The sequence below is a fragment of the Amycolatopsis coloradensis genome (assembly GCF_037997115.1).
GTDB classification, from domain to species: domain Bacteria; phylum Actinomycetota; class Actinomycetes; order Mycobacteriales; family Pseudonocardiaceae; genus Amycolatopsis; species Amycolatopsis coloradensis_A.
Genome location: NZ_CP150484.1, coordinates 361,647 through 379,641, shown reverse-complemented (window position 1 = coordinate 379,641; position 17,995 = coordinate 361,647). Strand labels below are relative to the sequence as shown.

Genomic DNA, 17,995 nt, shown 5'->3' with positions numbered 1-17,995 from the left:
CGGTTCTTTCTCCCCGGTACGGGCATTCTCAGGAAAAGCTCAGGGTTGGTGGAGCAACGCCCCAGGTCAGCCGCCCGTCTCCTCTGTAGCGGCCGGGAACGTTTTCGGACCTCCCGGCGTTGAGCCAAGTGTCCAGCCAAGCTGGGCCGACGAGGAGTAGCCGGTTTTCCACAGGGCCTGCTACGCCGAGACGGACCCGGCGGACAACCGCAGCACGTTCAGCCCGTGACCGGGGAGGCAGAATGTCAGTCCAGACTCTCGAACGCGAAGCGCGCGGGATTCGCGAGCGCCGTATCCCGGCGCAATCCACCCAGGAGCCGGTGAGCACGGGGGCGCTCACCGACGCCGACCTCGACGCCCAGAGCCCGGCCGCGGACCTCGTTCGCGTGTACCTCAACGGAATCGGCAAGACGGCGCTGCTGTCCGCCGCCGACGAGGTCGAGCTGGCCAAGCGCATCGAAGCGGGCGTGTTCGCCCAGCACATGCTCGACACGGCCGAGGGCCTCACGCCGAAGCGGCGTTCGGAGATGTCCGCTCTCGTGCGTGACGGCCACGTCGCGAAGAACCACCTGCTGGAGGCCAACCTCCGCCTCGTGGTCTCGCTCGCGAAGCGTTACACCGGCCGGGGGATGCCGCTGCTCGACCTGATCCAGGAGGGGAACCTGGGTCTGATCCGCGCGGTGGAGAAGTTCGACTACTCCAAGGGGTTCAAGTTCTCGACCTACGCCACCTGGTGGATCCGCCAGGCCATCACCAGGGGGATGGCCGACCAGGGACGCACCATCCGGCTGCCGGTCCACCTGGTGGAACAGGTGAACAAGCTGGCGCGCATCAAGCGTGACCTGCACCAGCAGCTCGGCCGGGACGCCACCCACGAGGAGCTGGCCGCCGAGTCGGGTATCCCGGCGCACAAGATCTCCGACCTGCTCGACCACTCGCGTGACCCGGTGAGCCTCGACATGCCGGTCGGCACCGAGGAGGACGCCCCGCTCGGTGACTTCATCGAGGACTCCGAGGCGACCGACGCCGAGAGCGCCGTGATCTCCGGTCTGCTCCAGGACGACCTGCGTCGCGTGCTCGCGACGCTGGACGACCGCGAGTCCCAGGTGATCCGCCTGCGCTACGGCCTCGACGACGGCCAGCCGCGCACGCTCGACCAGATCGGCAAGCACTTCGGGCTCTCCCGTGAGCGCGTTCGGCAGATCGAGCGAGAGGTCATGTCGAAGCTGCGTCAGGGTGAGCGGGCGGACCGCCTGCGCGCCTACGCTTCGTAATGCCACAACACCTTTCGGCCCGGAAAAAGCAACACCCGTTCGGCAGCGTTGACTTATGACCTGCGTCACGAGACCGTCGAGCAGGCAATAAGTCTTCGCGGTCGGGCGTTCGCGCCCGGATCGCTTTCCCCGGGAGGTCGGGTCCGTCGGGGTGGGCCCGGCCTCCCGAACCAATTTGTGGGGCCCGGCGACAAAATGCGGAGTGCGAATTGCAGCCGCCCGGTGGGTCGTGAGGAACATTTCGTGTTCTCACCGTCCTTGCCACTCACGAGGTCCAGCACCGGCGATGTCACGTGACCGACCGGACGACACGCGTGACTGGATGGACGGCACGACCGCGGCCGGGTTCCGCCCGAACACGCGTGTCGTCCCGCTAAGCACGCGTGTCGTCCGTTCAGTCACGCGAAACCGCCACCCACGCACCGGCAGTACGTACCTAAGACACCCTCGGCCCGCCGGCGTCGGCGCCCACCGGCAGTGGCCTCGGTTACGTCAGCCGTGGCCTCGCGGACGCCTTGGCCGGGCTTGGGTACCGTGAGCGGGTTCCCGATGCCGGCAAAGGAGCCCGCGCAGTGGCGCCCACCACGTTCCAGTACACCGAAGTCCTTCCGCTCGCCAAGGACACCCACACCGAGTACCGGCTGATCGGCACCGAAGGTGTCGAGGTCGTCGAAGCCGCGGGCCGGAAGTTCCTCAAGGTCGAGCCCGAGGCGCTGACCAAACTCGCCAAGACCGCGATCACCGACATCCAGCACCTGTTGCGCTCGTCACACCTGGCGCAGCTGCGCGCGATCGTCGACGACCCCGAGGCCAGCGGCAACGACCGCTTCGTCGCGATGGACCTGCTGCGCAACGCGGCGATCTCCGCCGGCGGTGTCCTCCCGATGTGCCAGGACACCGGCACCGCGATCGTGATCGGCAAACGCGGCGAGGGCGTGCTCACCGGCGCCGACGACGAGCGTGCGCTGTCGCGCGGTATTTTCGACGCCTATCAGGAGTTGAATCTGCGCTATTCACAGATGGCGCCGGTGAATTTCTGGGATGAGCGCAATACGGGCACCAACTTGCCCGCACAGATCGAGCTCTATCACAAAGATGGTCAAGGCGACCCGAGCTATGAATTCCTGTTCATGGCCAAGGGCGGCGGCAGTGCGAACAAGACGTTCCTCTATCAGGAAACGAAAGCCGTCCTGAACCCGAAGCGGCTCGCGAAGTTCCTCGACGAGAAGCTGCGCAGCCTCGGCACCGCGGCCTGCCCGCCGTACCACCTCGCGATCGTCGTCGGCGGCACGTCGGCGGAGTTCAACCTGAAGGTCGCGAAGCTCGCTTCCGCCCGCTATCTCGACGACCTGCCCACCGAGGGTTCCGAGCTGGGCCACGGTTTCCGCGACGTCGACCTCGAACAGCAGGTGCTGGAGATGACCCGCCAGTTCGGGATCGGCGCGCAGTTCGGCGGAAAGTACTTCTGCCACGACGTCCGGGTGATCCGCCTGCCGCGTCACGGCGCGTCCTGCCCGGTCGGTGTCGCCGTCTCGTGCTCGGCCGACCGCCAGGCGAAGGCGAAGATCACCGCAGACGGCGTGTTCCTGGAACAGCTGGAGCGCGACCCGGCGCAGTTCCTGCCGGACGTCACCGAGGACGACCTGTCCGACGAGGTGGTGACCGTCGACCTGAACCGGCCGATGGCCGAGATCCGCGCGCAGCTCTCGCAGCTGCCGGTGAAGACCCGCCTGTCGCTGACCGGTCCGCTCGTCGTCGCCCGCGACATCGCGCACGCGAAGATCGCCGAGCGGCTCGACGCGGGTGAAGAGATGCCTCAGTACCTTCGCGACCACCCCGTGTACTACGCGGGCCCGGCGAAGACGCCCGAGGGTTACGCGTCGGGCTCGTTCGGGCCGACCACCGCGGGCCGCATGGACTCCTACGTCGAGCAGTTCCAGGCCGCCGGCGGCTCACTGGTGATGCTGGCGAAGGGCAACCGGTCCAAGAAGGTGACCGCCGCGTGCAACGAGCACGGCGGGTTCTACCTCGGCTCGATCGGCGGCCCGGCCGCGCGGCTCGCGCAGGACTGCATCAAGAAGGTCGACGTCCTCGAGTACGCCGAGCTGGGGATGGAAGCGGTCTGGAAGATCGAGGTCGAGGACTTCCCCGCGTTCATCGTCATCGACGACAAGGGCAACGACTTCTTCGAGGCCACGTCGGAACCGGTGCTGCAGATCAGCTTCCGCTAGTCGCTGTCCGGTCTGTGAAGGCCTCCTTCACTACCTTCAGGGTAGGGAAGGAGGCCTTCACGGACTCGGTGATCGTCACGTTCGCCCCAAATGCACAGCAGTCGCAACGGCTGCGCGTGAAGGCCCCCTTCCCTCGGCTCAGCCGAGGAAACTCGACCTTCGCACCATGTCGCAGTACGTGAAGCGAAAAGCGCGCCGGTGCCGAGCCCAGGGTGGCTTCCCCCTGCGTCAGGTGCAGGACGCTATGAATGGTCCGTTCCTTGCAAATTTTGCAAGGAACGGACCGGTCATAGCGCGCGTAGGGGTCAGCGCATCTGCTTCAGGACCACGGTCCGCTCCCCCAGCGGCGCCGACAGCGCCACCGAGATCACCGGATGCCGGATGTCCATCGTGCACATCTGGCCGGTCTGGCCCTTCAGTTCGGTCAGGTTGACGGTGACCCTGGTCCCGTCCTGCTGCGCGGCCTCCGCCGTCGCGTGCCCGCAGCCGCCTTCCTGGCCGCGGATGTTCAGGATCGTCCCGCCGTTGCTGGTGTACACCTCGCGCGGGTAGTCCGCGGGCAGCGCCGACGCGTCGAGCTGTTTGTCCGGCAGCTTGGTGCTGCCTTCCGGAACCTCCTGGCGAGGCGCACCCGGCACACCCGGTTGGCTACCCGGCTTGCTGCTCGGCGCGGGGGCCGACGACGAAGACGGTGCGGTCGGCGACGGCGGCACGGTACTCAGGGTGCCGCTCCCGGGTCCGGCCGCGGGTTCCGCCGCCTGGTTCTGCGCCCCGCAGGCGGATACCGCAACGACGATCAGGCCAAGGCCGATGACATTCGTTAAGTACCTCATGTGACTGGGACGGAACGAAGCCGCTGTGGGGTTGCACATGATCTCAACCCGCTCACAAGACGACGGTCCGGGCCCCGACCGGCTCGGCGAGTTTCACCGGCAGGACGGCGTAGCGGATCACCTGCGGGCACATCTGCCCCGGCTTCCCGTGATCGATGGTCACGTGGACCACGACCCGCTGCGCGTTCTCTTCGGCGAGGTTCGCCCTCGCCTGGTCGCAGCCGCTCAGTTCGAGGTGCACGTTCAGGCCGCCGTTCTCGGCGCTGACCTGCGCGGGCAGTTCGGTGTCGACCTGGGACGGCGGCAGCATCTTGTCCGAGGGTGGCGGGCCGACGGTCGGCCGTGACATCGGCGGTTTCGCGACCGGCGGGCTCGCCGGGAGCGAGGTGGGCAGATCCGAAGGTGTGGTGACGACCGGAGGGGTGCTCGTGTTCGCCGGCGCTCCGGGGCCGCCCGCGCCGCAGGCCGCCGTCGTCGCGGCGAGCACGAGCCCCGCGCCCAGCGTCTTCGCTGCGTTCATCATGGTGTCAAGACGGAACGAACCTCGCGAACGGTTGCATCACCGCTGGGCCGCGCGGCCCCGGGCCAGCCCGAGCAGCACCACCCCGGCGAGCGTGACGGCCAGCAGCAGTACCGTGCTCGCCGACGCGAGGAACACCTGGCCCCGGTCGGTGAGCGCGAAGATGCTCGCGGGCAGCGTGCGCCAGTCCGGCGGGTACAGCATCATCGTCGCCCCCAGTTCGCCCATCGACATCGCCAGCGCGAGGCTCGCGGACGCCGAGATCGACGGCAGCAGCACCGGCAGCCGCACCCGCAGCAGCACCCGGACCGGCGAGGCGCCGAGGCTCGCGGCGGCCTGTGCCAGCAGCGGATCCATCCGCGCGATCGCGGCGGAGACCGTGCTGTAGGAGAACGGCAGCAGGATCATCACGTGCCCCAGCAGCACGATCCAGCGCGTGCCGTTGAAGGCGAGCGGCGGACGGCTGAACGCGACGAGCAGCGCCAGCCCCAGCACCACCGACGGCACCGCGATCGGCAGGTGGAACAGGGTGTCGACGGCCTTCCGCAGCTTCGGCGGCACCGACTGCGACGCGAGCGCGGCCCACGTGCCGAGCAGTACCGACACCAGCGACGCGATGACACCGGTCTGGACGCTCACCGAGAGGCTCGCGAACGTCTCCCCGGACAGCGCCTGCCCGAAATGCGAGCCGGTGAGCGCCCCCGGCAGCAGTCCTGTCCAGTTCCCGGCGACCGACGCCAGCGCGATCATCAGCAGCGGCGCCAGCACGATCGCGGTGAACAACACCGCGAACACCGCCCACAGCAGGACACGGCTACGCCTGGTCCACAGCAGCACGACGGCCTCCCTTCGTCAGTCGCCGGTAGGTTCCGTACAGGGCGAGGGAGAAGACCACGTTGACCACCGCGATGACACAGGCCTGCGGGAAGTCGAAGGTGACGATCCCCTTGCCGTAGACCAGCATCGGCAGCGTCGTGACGTCCTTCGCGCCGAGGAAGAGCACGATGCCGAACTCGTTCATCGCCAGCAGCATGGTCAGGCAGGCGCCGGATGCCAGTGACGGCAAGGCTTCCGGGAGGATGACCTGGCGCAGCACGCGGCCGGGTTTCGCGCCGAGGCTGGCCGCGACCTCCATCTGCGCCGACGAGACCTGGCCGAACGCGGCGAGCGCCGGCCGCATCACGAACGGCGTGTAGAAGGTGATCTCCGCCAGCAGGATCCCGAACGGCGAGTACAGGAACCCGCCCGCGCCCAGGATACCCGCGCTGCCGTAGATGAAGGTGAACGCGAGCGCGATGAGGAACGACGGGAACGCGAGCACGGTGTCCACCAGCCGCGAAAGCGTTCGCGCGCCGGGGAACGGCACGAAAGCGATCACCAGCGCGAGGAACGTCCCCAGCACCACACAGCCCGCGGTGGCGCCGAGCGCGAGCGCGACGGTCTTCCAGGCGGCGTCCCGGAATTCCGCCGAGCCCAGCACGTCCAGCCAGACCGACAGCCCGACCTCGCCGGTCTTCGACTCCAGTGATTGGAGAACGACCAGTACGAGCGGATAGCCGAAGAACCCGAGCAGGACGAGCACCGGCGGCAGCAGGAGCCAGCCGCGTCCGGGTTGTTTCTCCCGCCGCCGCGCCGGTGCGGCCGTCGCGGCCAGTGCGAGGCCGGTCATCCGACGCCCACCAGCGGGCAGCCGTCCGGAATGGACACTCCGACCCGCTCCCCCACACTCGGAAGTCCCTCGATGTCCGGCACTTCGGCGCGGACCTCGTCCCCGTTGTGCGCGAGTTCGAGGTCGAGCCGGAAGCCCGTGCCGCGCCATTGGACACCGCGCAGCACCGCGGGCAGCGCGCCGGGGGCGTCCACCGCGGTGATCCCGATCCGGTGCGGCCGCACGCCGAGCGCGACGGACTGCCCCGCCCGGATCGTGCCTGCCGGATCCGCGGCCAGCTCGCGGTCGCCGAGCCGGACCCTGGTGCCGTCGGGGTGGATCAGCTCGACCGGGATGAGATTGGAAGCGCCGAGGAAGCTCGCGGTGAACTCCGTCGAGGGACGCTGGTAGAGCTCGCGGCTCGGGCCGAGTTCGACCAGCTTCGAGTCGCGCATGACGGCGATCCGGTCGGCCAGCGCCAGTGCCTCGCCCTGGTCGTGGGTGACGTAGATCAGCGTGGTGTCGGGGAGTTCGGCCCGCAGCCGCAGGAGTTCCGCGACCATGTCCTCGCGCAGGGCGGCGTCCAAAGCGGACAGTGGCTCGTCGAGCAGCAGCACGCGTGGCCGGATCGCCAGTGCCCGCGCGAGCGCGACCCGCTGCTGCTGCCCGCCCGAAAGCTCACGCGGGTAGCGACGGGCGTACTTGCCCATCCCGACCAGCTCCAGCGCTTCGGCGACCCGGCTCGCCGTCTCGGTGCGAGGCGTTTTCCTCGCCTTGAGGCCGAAAGCGACGTTGGCCTCGACCCGCATGTGCGGGAACAGCGCGTAACTCTGGACGACGACGCCGAGGCCGCGCCGGTGCGGCGGCAGATCGGTGACGTCCTCGCCGTCGAGCAGGACCCGGCCGGTGCTCGGCGCGACGAAACCCGCGAGTGCCTTCAGGGCCGTCGACTTGCCGGATCCCGACGGGCCGAGCATCGCCAGCGTCTCCCCTCTCGCCACGGTGAGATCCAGTGGTGAGAGGGCGGCCGTCTGGCCGAAGCGGACGGAAACGCCGCGGAATTCGACCGCCGGGGTCATCGGCCCACGGCCTTCTTGTACGCGGCCAGGTCGGCGTCGAGCTTCGCGAGGACGGCGTCCCAATCCGGCTGCCAGATCTCGACCCCGTCGAGAGCGGCCTTCACCTTGTCCGCCCGCGGGCCGGACGGCGTGACGTCGGTCCGCGACGGGGCACCGAAGGCGTCGACGGCCTTGCCCTGCACCTCGGGCGAAAGCAGGAAGTCCAGGAACTTCTTGGCGTTCTCGGCGTGCGGCGCGTTGTTCACCAGGCCCGCGTAGTACGGGAGGGCGAAGGTGGAGCGCTTGCCCTGCGCGTCGGCCGGGAAGAAGACCTCGAAACCGCCGCTCTTCTCGATCGCGGCGAGGTTCATCTGGACATCGCCGTTGGCCACCAGGATCTCGGCCTTGGCCACCTTCGGCTGGAGCTTGCCGGTGGAGGACGACGGGCCGACGTTGTTGGCTTCGAGCTTCTTGAGGTAGTCGAGCGCGCCCTGATCACCGAGCACGTGCTGGAGTTGCAGCAGGACCGCGGTGCCGTCGCCCGCCTCGCCGGGGGTCGAGTACTGGAGCTTGCCCTTGAGCGACGGGGACAGGAGGTCGTCCCAGGTCTTGGGCGAGACCTGCGGGTTGCGGATGAAGCTGAGGTAGTTGTTCATGATCGCGAAGTAGCGGCCCTGGCCGTCCTTCTGCCCGGCGGCGACCTGGTCGATCCCGGCGGGGGCCGTGGGGGCGAGCAGGCCCTGCGACGCGGCCCGCTGGATGAACGGCGGGAGCGTGACCAGGATGTCGGCCTGGGTGTTGGCCTTCTCCTTCTCCACCCGCGAGGCGACCTCTCCCGATCCGGCGGTCACCGCCTGGACGGTGATCCCGGTCTTGGCCTTGAACTCCTCGAAGCGCTGGGCGTACCAGTCTTCCAGACCGTCCACCGTGTACAGCGTGACGGTCTGGTCGCCGGAAGCGCCACCGGCGGTTCCGCCACACGCGCCCAGGGTGAGGGCGAGCAACCCGGCGAGGGCGGTGGCCGCGAGTTTCTTCATGTCGTCAAAGCTCCTTTAGGACAGCAGGGTGGGGAGATCGCGGACGGATTCGAGGACATGGGTTGCGCCGGCGGCTTCGAATTCCGGCTTCTTCGCCGATCCGGTGAGCACGCCGGCGACGATCGAGGCGCCGGACCGCAGCCCGGTCTGGACGTCCGAAGCGGTGTCACCGGCGACGGCGATCCTGCGGACGTCGGTGATTTCGAGCCGCAACGCGGCCGCGAGGACCAGGTCGGGGTACGGGCGGCCTCGGACGCCCTCGCCCGGGGCCAGCACGGCGTCGGCGAGGCCGCGCCAGCCCAGCACGTCCAGGATCGCGTTCTGCGTGGCCGGCGCGAAGCCGGTGGTGAGCGCGACTTTCACCCCTTGGGCGCGCAGTTCCTGGATCGTCTGCTCGGCGCCGGGAATCGGCTCGCAGTGGCCGTCGGCGACGAGTTTCTCGTAGGCGTCCTGGAAGGCGGTGTTCGCGCGCCGGGCGAGTTCTTCGTCTCCGTCGAGCAGTGCGCGGAAGACGACGATCTTGGACTGCCCCATCGTTTCGACGACGTAGTCGAGCATTCGGGGAAAGCGACTGTCCTCTTCGGACACTCCGGCGGCGGCGATCGCCGCGGTGAAGGCGCGGATCACGAGGCCGTCGTCGGCGACGGTGGTCCCGGCCATGTCCAGGACGACGAGTTCGGTGTTCACCAGGACAGCTCCTCTGCGGTGTCTTCGGCGATGGCGGGGGAACAGGTCATCCCCCGGCCGCCCGGTCCGGTGACGAGCCACGCGTTGTCCGCGACGCGGGCGCGATGCACGATCCGGGTGGTGTCGGTGGTCTGGGCATAGACGCCGGCCCAGCGGCGGGCGATGCGCGGCAGCGGCCGTCCGAGCAGCTCGCCGGCGACCTCGGCCAGGTGGTCGTACGGGTCTTCGGCGGTGTCGAACGAGAACGGCTCGTCGTATTCGTGGGTGTCGCCGATGGTCAGCGAGCCGTCGAGGCGCTGGACCATCAGCAGCTGCATGGCGTTGGCCGCGGCGATCTCTCCCTGGGGCTGGCCCGCGTTGAGACCGTCGAGCGCCTCGCCGCGGTAGGCCGGGTAGTACCGGAAGCTGTCCGCGTCGGCGACCGTGGTGGTGAGGGTTTCCCCGAGCGGCTCGGTCTGCGCCATCTGCAACCGCACCCGGCGGACCGGGGGCCGCCCGGCGAGTTCCTTGACCAGGCCACCGGTCCAGGCGCCGGTGCACAGCACCACGACGTCGCCTTCGTGGGTTTCGCCCGCGTCGTCGACGACGCCGCGATCGGTCAGGTCGCGGATCTCACGGCCGGGCACCCAGGTGTACCGGCCGGATTTCGCCAGCTCGGCGCGCAGGGCGGGCTGAGCGACGCGCGGTTCGACGGCGGCGTCGCGGTCACACCAGAGCGCGCCGAGGAAGTCACCGCGCAGGGCCGGGTTCAACTCCCGGGTCTCGGCGGCGTCGAGGAGCTTGAAGCCGCGGTCCTCCGTGCTCGCGGCCGCGGCCTCGGCGACGGCGAGTTCGGCCTCCGTGCGGACGACGGTGAGTGAGCCGTTCGGCCGGAAGCCGATTCCTTCGACCCGTTCCCCGATGCGCTCCCACAGCACTCGCGCCCGCGCGGCCGTCTCCAGTTCGGGGCCACTGGCGCGGCCGCCCACCCAGACCAGGCCGAAGTTGCGCACGGACGCGCCCCTGGCCTCGGGTTCCCGTTCGATCTGGACGACGTCGTGGCCGCGTTCGACGGCCTGCCAGGCGTGCTGGGTGCCGAGCACTCCGCCGCCGATGATGAGGATTCGCACACCGCAGACGCTCGCCTGCGCGCACCAACGCTCCGTGACCCCCGCCCTAACCGCAGGTGAAGTGCCTCCGAAATGTGGACCAGACCTGTTATATTCGCGTTACATTACTTCGCGTTTCGTCCTCTCGATGCGGTCGTTGAATCCGCAAATACCGCGTTCAGAGGGCCGAATGCGGCAGGTGGCTACTCCACGCGACCCAGTCGGGTCTCGAAGGAGAGCCGGTCGCCACGGAACAGCGACCGGACGCGCTCGAACGGGATCCCGTCGGGACCCCACGACGTCCGGTGCATCAGCAGCATCGGCAGCGCCGGGTTCGTCCCGATCAGCAAGGCCTCCCGGGGCGTGGCGAGCACGGTCTCGACCCGCTCCTCGGCGCCGTCGAAGACGACCCCGAGCCGCTCCCGCAAACAGGCGTAGAGCGACTGTGTGGGATCGAACACATCCATGAGCGTCGGGAATCGCGCGGCGGTGAGATAGGTCGATTCCAGCCCGACCCGCTCGTCGTCGGCGAGCAGCACCCGTTCGATGTGGATGACGTCGTCTTCGGGATCGATTTCCAGTTCCGAAGCCAGTGACGGGCCGGCTTCGCGGCGTTCCAAAGAGATCAGATTCCGGCCTGGTTGAATGCCCTGCCTCCTGAGCCCTTCGGTGTAACTCACCAAGGCGAGCGGCTGGACGAGCTTGGGGCCTGCGACGTACGTGCCGCTCCCCTGCCGCCTGCTCAGCCGCCCTTCGAGCACGAGTTCACCGACGGCCTGGCGGACCGTCGCGCGGGAAACCTCGAATCGTTCGGACAGTTCCCTTTCGGTGGGAAGTACCGCTCCTTGGCCCAATTCGGAGATCACGTCGAGCAGATCGACTTTGACCGCGTAATAGCGGGGAATGCGACCGTGCTCGGGAATTCCGTCCCGGACCGGGCCGTCGGCGGGGGGATGCAGTCTAGGCGAACGCGCTTTCACGATCCAGATCCTAGGCCCGATTCCCCATGCCTGTACTGACCCGAACGAAGTGTTCATGCCACGCTCACACTCGTGGCCGAAAGGGCACCCCCGGCGGGCGTTCAGCCTTCCGGCGGTTCCGGCGGCCGCCGCTCCGAGAGTAAGGGCGTTGGGCACTCCGGCCCACGCCATTCGTCGGCGATCAGGCCCGGACGTCCGTTAATCACCACCATCGGCTGAAAGATCCGAAGAAAGTTGGTTGTCCCGGCGTATGCCCACCTGCTGTAGTCAGTTGGCCGCAGTCAGTCTCCCTGCCTCCACTGTGGACAGCCGGAAGGAATGAACCCTTGAACATCAAGCGTCGGTTCAGCCTGCTCAAAAAGACCCTGATCGCCGTCGCGGCGGCCGGAACCCTGGCGGGTCTCGCCACGGCTCCGCAAGCCGCGGCCGCGCAGCCGCCGTCCACCGACGTGGTCGGTGGCACCCGCGCCGCTCAGGGCGAATTTCCTTGGATGGTAAGGCTTTCCATGGGCTGCGGTGGTGCGCTCTACACCCCGCAGATCGTGCTGACGGCCGCGCACTGTGTGTCGCGGACGGGGGCCAACACGGGTATCACCGCCACCCTCGGCGTGGTGGACCTGCAGAGCACCGCGGCCAAGAAGGTCAAGTCGACCTACGTGTACCGGTCGCCGACCTACCCCACCTCCACCGGTGGTGACTGGGCCCTGATCAAGCTCGCCAGCCCGGTCAGCGGCATCCCGACGCTGCCGATCGCCACCACGACCGCCTACAACAGCGGCACCTTCACCGTCGCCGGCTGGGGTGCCGCGACCGAGGGTGGGGCACAGCAGCGTTACCTCCTCAAAGCCAACGTTCCGTTCGTCTCCGACTCGACCTGCAAGGCGCAGGGCGGCAGCTACGCCGACCTGATCGACAGCGCCGAGATCTGCGCGGGCAACGTCACCTCCGGCGGCGTCGACACCTGCCAGGGTGACTCGGGCGGCCCGATGTTCCGTCGCGACAGCGCCGGTGCCTGGATCCAGGTCGGCATCACCAGCTGGGGCGAGGGTTGCGCGCGGGCGCACGCTCCCGGCGTCTACACCGAGGTGAGCACCTTCGCGACCGCGATCAAGAACGCGGCCGCCGGTCTCTAGTCTCTCGCACGGCATGCCCTGAAGGTCCCCTTCACCACGGCGACGTGGTGAAGGGGACCTTCTCGTTTCAAGGGGCTGCCGTGTCGCGGCGAGGGCAGTTCTCGGCCGCCCTGCCACCGTGTCGCGAGAGCCACTGTGACCCAGCCTCACCTCACCGGCGAAGTCCGTGAAGGCCTCCTTCCCTACCCTGAAGGTAGGCAAGGAGAGATCGGAAGAGCGTCNCGCCCCTGAAGGTAGTGAAGGCCTCTTTCACTACCTTCAGGGTAGGCAAGGAGGCCTTCACGGACTTCGCGGCAACCTCAGCGGGTCTTGTCCAAACGCGACAGTGTCTCTTCGTACCCCGACACCAGCTCCGAGATCACGTCGGCGACCGGGCGCACCCGGTCCATCCGCCCGACGATCTGCCCCACCGGCATCGAGACCACGCTCGGATCGGCCGCGTGGTGGATCCGGTTGTGCGCGTGGGAGACGAGCAGGTTCTGCAGCGGCATCGGCAGCGGTTCGGGCGCGTCCGGCGCGGCCCACGCCTCGGTCCACCGCGTCTTGAGCAGCCGCGCCGGTTTACCGGTGTAGATCCGCGTCCGGACGGTGTCGGACGAACCCGCCGCGACCAGCGCGCGCTGCATCGCCTCGGACTCCCCCATGGTCTGGAGGTATTCCTCGGTGGCGAGCCAGAAGGAACCCATCCACACCCCGGACGCGCCCAGCGCGAGCGCTGCCGCGACCTGCCTGCCCGAGCCGATCCCACCGGCGGCGAGCACCGGGACGCGGTCGCCGACGGCGTCCACCACCTCGGGCAGCAGGACCATCGACGCGATCTCGCCGGTGTGCCCGCCCGCCTCATAGCCTTGCGCCACCACGATGTCGACGCCGTTGTCGACGTGCCGCACGGCGTGTTCGGCCTTGCCCGCCAAGGCCGCGACCGGCACGCCCTTCGCGTGACACTGCTCGATGACGTCCACCGGCGGCGACCCCAGCGCGTTGGCGATCAGCCGGATGGGGTGTTTCAGCGCGACCTCGACATGGGACCGGGCGACCGAATGCAGCCAGCCCAGCACTCCCGCGCGTTCGTCGGTGTCGTCGGGCAGCGGCGGCACCGCGAGATCGCGCAGCGTCCGCTCCACGAAGTCGCGATGCCCCTGCGGGATGTGTTTCGCGAGATCGATCGACGTCCCTTCGGCCGGGATCTTCGCGGGCATCACGATGTCGACGCCGTAGGGCTTTCCGCCGGTGTTCTCGTCCATCCAGGACAGGACGGCGTCGAGCTCGGCGGCGTCGTTGAACCGCACGCAGCCCAGCACGCCGAGACCACCCGCCCGGCTGATCGCCGCGGCGACGTGCTCGGACGGGGTGAACCCGACGATCGGCAGTTCGATCCCGAGCCGGTCGCACAGAGACGTCCGCATGAAACTCCTTACGCCGGTTGAATGGTGATGGGCTCGTGCTCGGCGGCATAGCGCTGTGCCCAGGGATAGTCCGGTTTCCCGCTGGGTGACCGCCCGATCTCCTCGGCGAGCCAGAGACTGCGCGGCACCTTGTAGCCGGCGATCTCGGTCCGTACGTGCGCTTCGAGCGCGGCGACGTCGAGATCCTTGCCGGAGCGCGGCTGGATGACCGCGGCCACCCGCTGGCCGAGCCGGTCGTCGGGGATGCCGATGACGAGCGCGTCGAAGACGTCCGGATGAGACTTGAGCGCGCCCTCCACTTCCTCCGGGTACACCTTCTCGCCGCCGGTGTTCACGCACTGCGACCCCCGTCCGAGCAGGGTCACCGTGAGGTCTTCCTCGTAACGCGCGTAGTCACCCGGGACGACGTACCGCTTGCCGTCGACCTCGACGAAGATCTTCTCGGTCTTCGCGGGGTCCTTGTAGTACCCGAGCGGGACGTGCCCGCGCCGGGCGATCAGGCCGATCGCGCCCGGTTTCGGTTCGACGAGCGCGCCGTCGTCGTCCACCAGGATCGCGTCCTTGCCGAAGTTGACCCGGGGTCCGGCGGAATGATCACTGTCCTTGCTGACCATGCCGATGCCGGTGAACCCGCTTTCGGACGACCCGATCGCGTCGGTGATCACCACGTGCGGGAGCAACGAGAGGAACTCCTGCTTCACCGATTGGGAGAACAGGGCGGCGTGACTCGACACCGCGACGATCGACGACGCGTCGTAGTCGCCCTCGCGGTAGGCGTCGATCAGCGGCCGAGCCATCGCGTCGCCGACGATGGTGAGTACCTGGACCTTGTTGTCCTGCACGGCTTTCCAGACGTCGTGCGCGTCGAACCGCGGGACGAACACGACCGGGCTGCCGGTGAACAGCGCGCCGAAGGCGGCCCACTGCGCGGCGCCGTGGATCAGTGGCGCGGCCGGGAGCCGGACCAGGCTGCCCGACTTGCCCTGTTCGGCGAGCGTCCATTCGTCCGGGACGTACTCGCCGGTGACGAAGTTGATCCCGCCGCCGAGCGCGCGCCAGATGTCCTCGTGGCGCCACAGGACGCCCTTCGGATACCCCGTGGTGCCGCCGGTGTAGAGGATGTAGATGTCGTCGGCGCTGCGCTCGGCGAAGTCCCGCTCGGGGGAGCCTCCGGCGAGCGCGGCTTCGTAGTCCACGCCTCCATAGGACGAGTAGTCGCCGTCGCTTCCGTCGTCGACAACGACAACGTGTTTCAGTTTCGGCGTCTCCGGCAGAACGGCGGCGACCCTGTCCGAATACTGACGCTCGTGGACCAGCGCCACGAGGTCGGCGTTGTCGAACAGGTACCGCAGTTCGCCGTGGACGTAGCGGTAGTTGACGTTGACCGCGATCGCGCGCAGCTTGTACGCGGCGATCATCGATTCCAGGGCCTCGATCGAGTTCCGGGAATAGACACCGATGTGGGATCCGGGTCCCACGCCGTGTGCGGCGAGATGGTGCGCCAGCCGGTTGGCGCGCTCTTCCAGTTCGGCGAAGGTGACCCGCCGATCGCCGCAGACGACCGCGATGCGCTCCGGCACGGCGTCGACGGCGTGCTCGAGTAGATCCGCGATGTTGAGTGCCACTTCCTCAAAGTAGAACATGTTATCGTTCTGGGCAATGGCCGCTCTTTTGACGGAGGTCCCGGTGGGCGAACCGCACGCGCTGGTGGAAAAGATCGAACACACCCTCGTGGTCACGATGAACCGGCCGGAGGCCCGCAACGCGCTCAGCGGCGAGATGCTCGGGATCATGGTCGAGGCGTGGAACCGGGTCGACGAGGACGACGACATCCGGTGCTGCGTGCTCACCGGCGCGGGCGGCGCGTTCTGCGCGGGCGCGGATCTGAAGTCGATGTCGAAGAACTCGCCGTCGGACTCGTTCGAGAAGGGCACGTTCGACCCCAGCCGGATCGAAGGCCTGCTCAAGGGCCGCCGGCTGACGAAGCCGTTGATCGCGGCCGTGGAAGGCGCCGCGATCGCGGGCGGGACGGAGATCCTGCAGGGTACGGACCTCCGGGTCGCGGGCGAGAGCGCGAAGTTCGGGGTTTCCGAGGCGCGGTGGAGCCTGTTCCCGATGGGCGGTTCGGCCGTGCGGCTCCCCCGTCAGATCCCGTACACCGTCGCCGCCGACCTCCTGCTGACCGGACGGCATATCACCGCGGCCGAGGCGCTGGAGATCGGCCTGATCGGCCACGTCGTCCCGGACGGGAAGGCGCTGGACAAGGCACTCGAACTCGCGGGCCTCATCTCCGCGAACGGTCCCTTGGCGGTCCGCGCGATCCTCAAGACCATGCGGGACACCGAAGGCATGCACGAGGAAGAGGCCTTCAAGCTCGACGCCCAGTACGGCATCGAGGTCTTCGCGAGCGAAGACGCGAAGGAAGGCCCCCGCGCCTTCGCCGAGAAGCGCAAGCCCGTCTTCCGGGGCCGCTGATCCCCGCGTTTCGTCAGGGGACGCGGTGACCGGCCCAGTAGGGGTCGCGGAGCTTGCGCTTGTAGAGCTTTCCGTTCGGGTCGCGCGGGAGTTCGGGCAAGTAGTCGACGGAACGCGGGAGTTTGAACTTCGCGAGGCGGGAGGCCGCGTACTCGAGGATCTCCGCGGTCAACTCCTCGGAGGGCTCGACACCGTCCGCGGGCTGGACGACGGCCTTGATCGCCTCGCCCCAGTCCTCGTGCGGGACGCCGAACACCGCGACGTCGGCGATCTTCGGGTGCATCACCAGTTCGCCCTCGATCTCCGCCGGATAGATGTTGACCCCGCCCGAGATGATCAGGTCCGCCTTGCGGTCGTGCAGGAAGAGGTAGCCGTCCTCGTCGAGATGCCCGACGTCGCCGAGGGTGAACAGGTCCCCGACCCGCGCCTTGTCCGTCTTGGCCCGATCCTTGTGGTACTCGAACTTCGAGTCGCCCATCTTCATGTACACCGTGCCGGTCTCGCCGGCGGGCAGTTCCGTGCCCTCGTCGTCGAGGATCTTGATCGTCGAACCCGGCCACGGCAGCCCGACCGAACCCGGCTTCCTGAGCCATTCCTTCCCCGAGATCGCCGTCCCGCCGCCTTCGGTGGCCGCGTAGTACTCGGTGACGACCGGGCCCCACCAGTCGAGCATCCGGCGTTTGACCTCAAGCGGACAGGGCGCGGCGCCGTGGATCATCACGCGCAGCGAACCCAGGTCGTAGGCCGCGCGGACGTCGTCCGGCAGCGCGAGCAGACGGCGGAACTGCGTCGGGACCATGTGACTGTGCGTGACGCGATGCCGCTCGATCAGCCGCAGCATGTCCTCGGCGTCCCAGCGGTCCATCAGCACCGCGGTATGCCCCAGCTGCAGGGAAATCGCGACGAAGTTCAGCACCGCCGTGTGATAGAGCGGCGACCCGCACAGGTGCACGTGGTCGTCGTGCGGCGCGAGCCCGAAGATGCCGAAGAACCACGTCGACGCGCCCGGGACGGAGTCGGGGTCGGCGCCGGTCAGTGGCCGCCGGACGCCCTTGGGCCGCCCCGTGGTTCCCGACGTGTAGAGCATCGGCGAGCCCGCCGTGCGCCGCTCCGGACGTCCGTCGCCCTCGCCGGAGCCGAGTTCCTCGATCCGGCGGAAGCCCTCGACGTCGCCGACGGCGAACCGCCCGCGCTCCGGGATGCCTGCCTCGTCCGCGGCCGCGATCGCGACGTCGGCGAAGCGTTCGTGCGCGAGGAAAGCCTTGGCACCGCTGTCAGAGAGGATGTAGGCGACCTCCGGCCCGACAAGATGCCAGTTGACCACCACGATGTACAGGCCGGACTGGATGGCGGCGAAATAGGCCGCGACGAGTTCGTCGCCGTTGGGCTGCAGGACGACGACCACGTCACCGGCTTCGAGCCCGAGGGCTTGCAGCCCCCGCGCGTAAGCGTTCGCTTTCGCGGCGAGCTCTCCGTATCCGATGGAGCGGCCGTCCGGATCGACGAGTGCGACCCGTTCCGGCTCCCGCGCGGCGATGTTCCAGACCCCTAGTGTCCCGGTGGCAGTCGGCATACCCGCAAATCTAGAACGCGTTCCACTCAAGAGCAACCGTCAGCAAGGCCCA

The 17,995-nt window shown here is 68.6% G+C and carries 16 protein-coding genes; 4 read left to right on the top strand and 12 right to left on the bottom strand.

Annotated features, from left to right (window positions below; all coding sequences use genetic code 11):
* The first annotated feature begins 242 nt into the window (after window positions 1-242).
* Complete coding sequence (locus LCL61_RS01555; protein ID WP_255632714.1) at window positions 243-1,274, top strand: sigma-70 family RNA polymerase sigma factor; 1,032 nt, start codon at window positions 243-245, stop codon at window positions 1,272-1,274.
* Window positions 1,275-1,846: 572 nt separating this feature from the next.
* Window positions 1,847-3,505 carry a fumarate hydratase gene (locus LCL61_RS01550; RefSeq protein WP_125675324.1) on the top strand — a complete coding sequence of 553 codons (1,659 nt, stop codon included), beginning with the start codon at window positions 1,847-1,849 and terminating at the stop codon, window positions 3,503-3,505.
* A 305-nt stretch (window positions 3,506-3,810) separates the two neighbouring features.
* Here LCL61_RS01550 and LCL61_RS01545 read toward each other — a convergent pair whose 3' ends face one another.
* From LCL61_RS01545 to LCL61_RS01505, 9 genes are all read right to left on the bottom strand, one after another.
* Window positions 3,811-4,218 carry a hypothetical protein gene (locus LCL61_RS01545; protein ID WP_340685183.1) on the bottom strand — a complete coding sequence of 136 codons (408 nt, stop codon included), beginning with the start codon at window positions 4,216-4,218 and terminating at the stop codon, window positions 3,811-3,813.
* A 172-nt stretch (window positions 4,219-4,390) separates the two neighbouring features.
* Window positions 4,391-4,861 (bottom strand): hypothetical protein, encoded by a 471-nt coding sequence (locus tag LCL61_RS01540; RefSeq protein WP_340685182.1) that lies wholly within the window; start codon window positions 4,859-4,861, stop codon window positions 4,391-4,393.
* Window positions 4,862-4,897: 36 nt separating this feature from the next.
* A complete protein-coding gene (locus tag LCL61_RS01535; protein WP_340685181.1) occupies window positions 4,898-5,695 on the bottom strand; it encodes an ABC transporter permease in 798 nt (265 codons plus the stop codon).
* On the bottom strand, window positions 5,673-6,527 hold the full coding sequence (locus LCL61_RS01530) for a 2-aminoethylphosphonate ABC transporter permease subunit (protein ID WP_125675330.1): 855 nt from the start codon (window positions 6,525-6,527) through the stop codon (window positions 5,673-5,675). The genes LCL61_RS01535 and LCL61_RS01530 overlap by 23 nt, the downstream gene beginning before the upstream one ends.
* Window positions 6,524-7,585 carry an ABC transporter ATP-binding protein gene (locus tag LCL61_RS01525; protein ID WP_340685180.1) on the bottom strand — a complete coding sequence of 354 codons (1,062 nt, stop codon included), beginning with the start codon at window positions 7,583-7,585 and terminating at the stop codon, window positions 6,524-6,526. Before LCL61_RS01525 ends, LCL61_RS01530 begins: the two co-directional genes overlap by 4 nt.
* Window positions 7,582-8,601, bottom strand: a complete 1,020-nt coding sequence (locus LCL61_RS01520) for a 2-aminoethylphosphonate ABC transporter substrate-binding protein (protein WP_340685179.1) — start codon at window positions 8,599-8,601, stop codon at window positions 7,582-7,584. The genes LCL61_RS01525 and LCL61_RS01520 overlap by 4 nt, the downstream gene beginning before the upstream one ends.
* 15 nt (window positions 8,602-8,616) lie before the next feature.
* Complete coding sequence (locus LCL61_RS01515) at window positions 8,617-9,291, bottom strand: phosphonatase-like hydrolase (protein ID WP_340688460.1); 675 nt, start codon at window positions 9,289-9,291, stop codon at window positions 8,617-8,619.
* Window positions 9,285-10,397 carry a TIGR03364 family FAD-dependent oxidoreductase gene (locus tag LCL61_RS01510; protein ID WP_340685178.1) on the bottom strand — a complete coding sequence of 371 codons (1,113 nt, stop codon included), beginning with the start codon at window positions 10,395-10,397 and terminating at the stop codon, window positions 9,285-9,287. The genes LCL61_RS01515 and LCL61_RS01510 overlap by 7 nt, the downstream gene beginning before the upstream one ends.
* A gap of 182 nt (window positions 10,398-10,579) precedes the next feature.
* Window positions 10,580-11,356, bottom strand: a complete 777-nt coding sequence (locus LCL61_RS01505) for a GntR family transcriptional regulator (RefSeq protein WP_007033614.1) — start codon at window positions 11,354-11,356, stop codon at window positions 10,580-10,582.
* Between the two features lie 326 nt (window positions 11,357-11,682).
* Here LCL61_RS01505 and LCL61_RS01500 point away from each other — a divergent pair, with 326 nt between their 5' ends.
* A complete protein-coding gene (locus LCL61_RS01500; RefSeq protein ID WP_340685177.1) occupies window positions 11,683-12,489 on the top strand; it encodes a serine protease in 807 nt (268 codons plus the stop codon).
* Between the two features lie 299 nt (window positions 12,490-12,788).
* Here the strand turns inward: LCL61_RS01500 and LCL61_RS01495 are convergent, their stop codons facing one another.
* Window positions 12,789-13,895, bottom strand: a complete 1,107-nt coding sequence (locus tag LCL61_RS01495) for a nitronate monooxygenase family protein (protein WP_340685176.1) — start codon at window positions 13,893-13,895, stop codon at window positions 12,789-12,791.
* Between the two features lie 8 nt (window positions 13,896-13,903).
* The gene (locus LCL61_RS01490) at window positions 13,904-15,520 is read right to left on the bottom strand and encodes an acyl-CoA synthetase (RefSeq protein ID WP_340685175.1); all 1,617 of its coding nucleotides are present in this window, start codon (window positions 15,518-15,520) and stop codon (window positions 13,904-13,906) included.
* 61 nt (window positions 15,521-15,581) lie between these two features.
* Between LCL61_RS01490 and LCL61_RS01485 the strand changes: the two genes are divergently transcribed.
* On the top strand, window positions 15,582-16,370 hold the full coding sequence (locus LCL61_RS01485) for a crotonase/enoyl-CoA hydratase family protein (protein ID WP_340688459.1): 789 nt from the start codon (window positions 15,582-15,584) through the stop codon (window positions 16,368-16,370).
* 13 nt (window positions 16,371-16,383) lie between these two features.
* On the opposite strand, the gene LCL61_RS01480 is transcribed toward LCL61_RS01485, so the two are convergent.
* Window positions 16,384-17,943, bottom strand: coding sequence for an acyl-CoA synthetase (locus tag LCL61_RS01480; RefSeq protein ID WP_340685174.1), 1,560 nt, complete (start codon window positions 17,941-17,943; stop codon window positions 16,384-16,386).
* Between the last annotated feature and the right edge of the window lie 52 nt (window positions 17,944-17,995).

What these genes read in the sequence shown, in the direction of transcription:
- LCL61_RS01555 (WP_255632714.1), top strand. Translation starts at nt 243, where the DNA reads ATGTCAGTCCAGACTCTCGAACGCGAAGCGCGCGGGATTCGCGAGCGC.
- LCL61_RS01540 (WP_340685182.1), bottom strand. Translation starts at nt 4,861, where the DNA reads ATGATGAACGCAGCGAAGACGCTGGGCGCGGGGCTCGTGCTCGCCGCG.
- LCL61_RS01530 (WP_125675330.1), bottom strand. Translation starts at nt 6,527, where the DNA reads ATGACCGGCCTCGCACTGGCCGCGACGGCCGCACCGGCGCGGCGGCGG.
- LCL61_RS01525 (WP_340685180.1), bottom strand. Translation starts at nt 7,585, where the DNA reads ATGACCCCGGCGGTCGAATTCCGCGGCGTTTCCGTCCGCTTCGGCCAG.
- LCL61_RS01520 (WP_340685179.1), bottom strand. Translation starts at nt 8,601, where the DNA reads ATGAAGAAACTCGCGGCCACCGCCCTCGCCGGGTTGCTCGCCCTCACC.
- LCL61_RS01495 (WP_340685176.1), bottom strand. Translation starts at nt 13,895, where the DNA reads ATGCGGACGTCTCTGTGCGACCGGCTCGGGATCGAACTGCCGATCGTC.
- LCL61_RS01480 (WP_340685174.1), bottom strand. Translation starts at nt 17,943, where the DNA reads ATGCCGACTGCCACCGGGACACTAGGGGTCTGGAACATCGCCGCGCGG.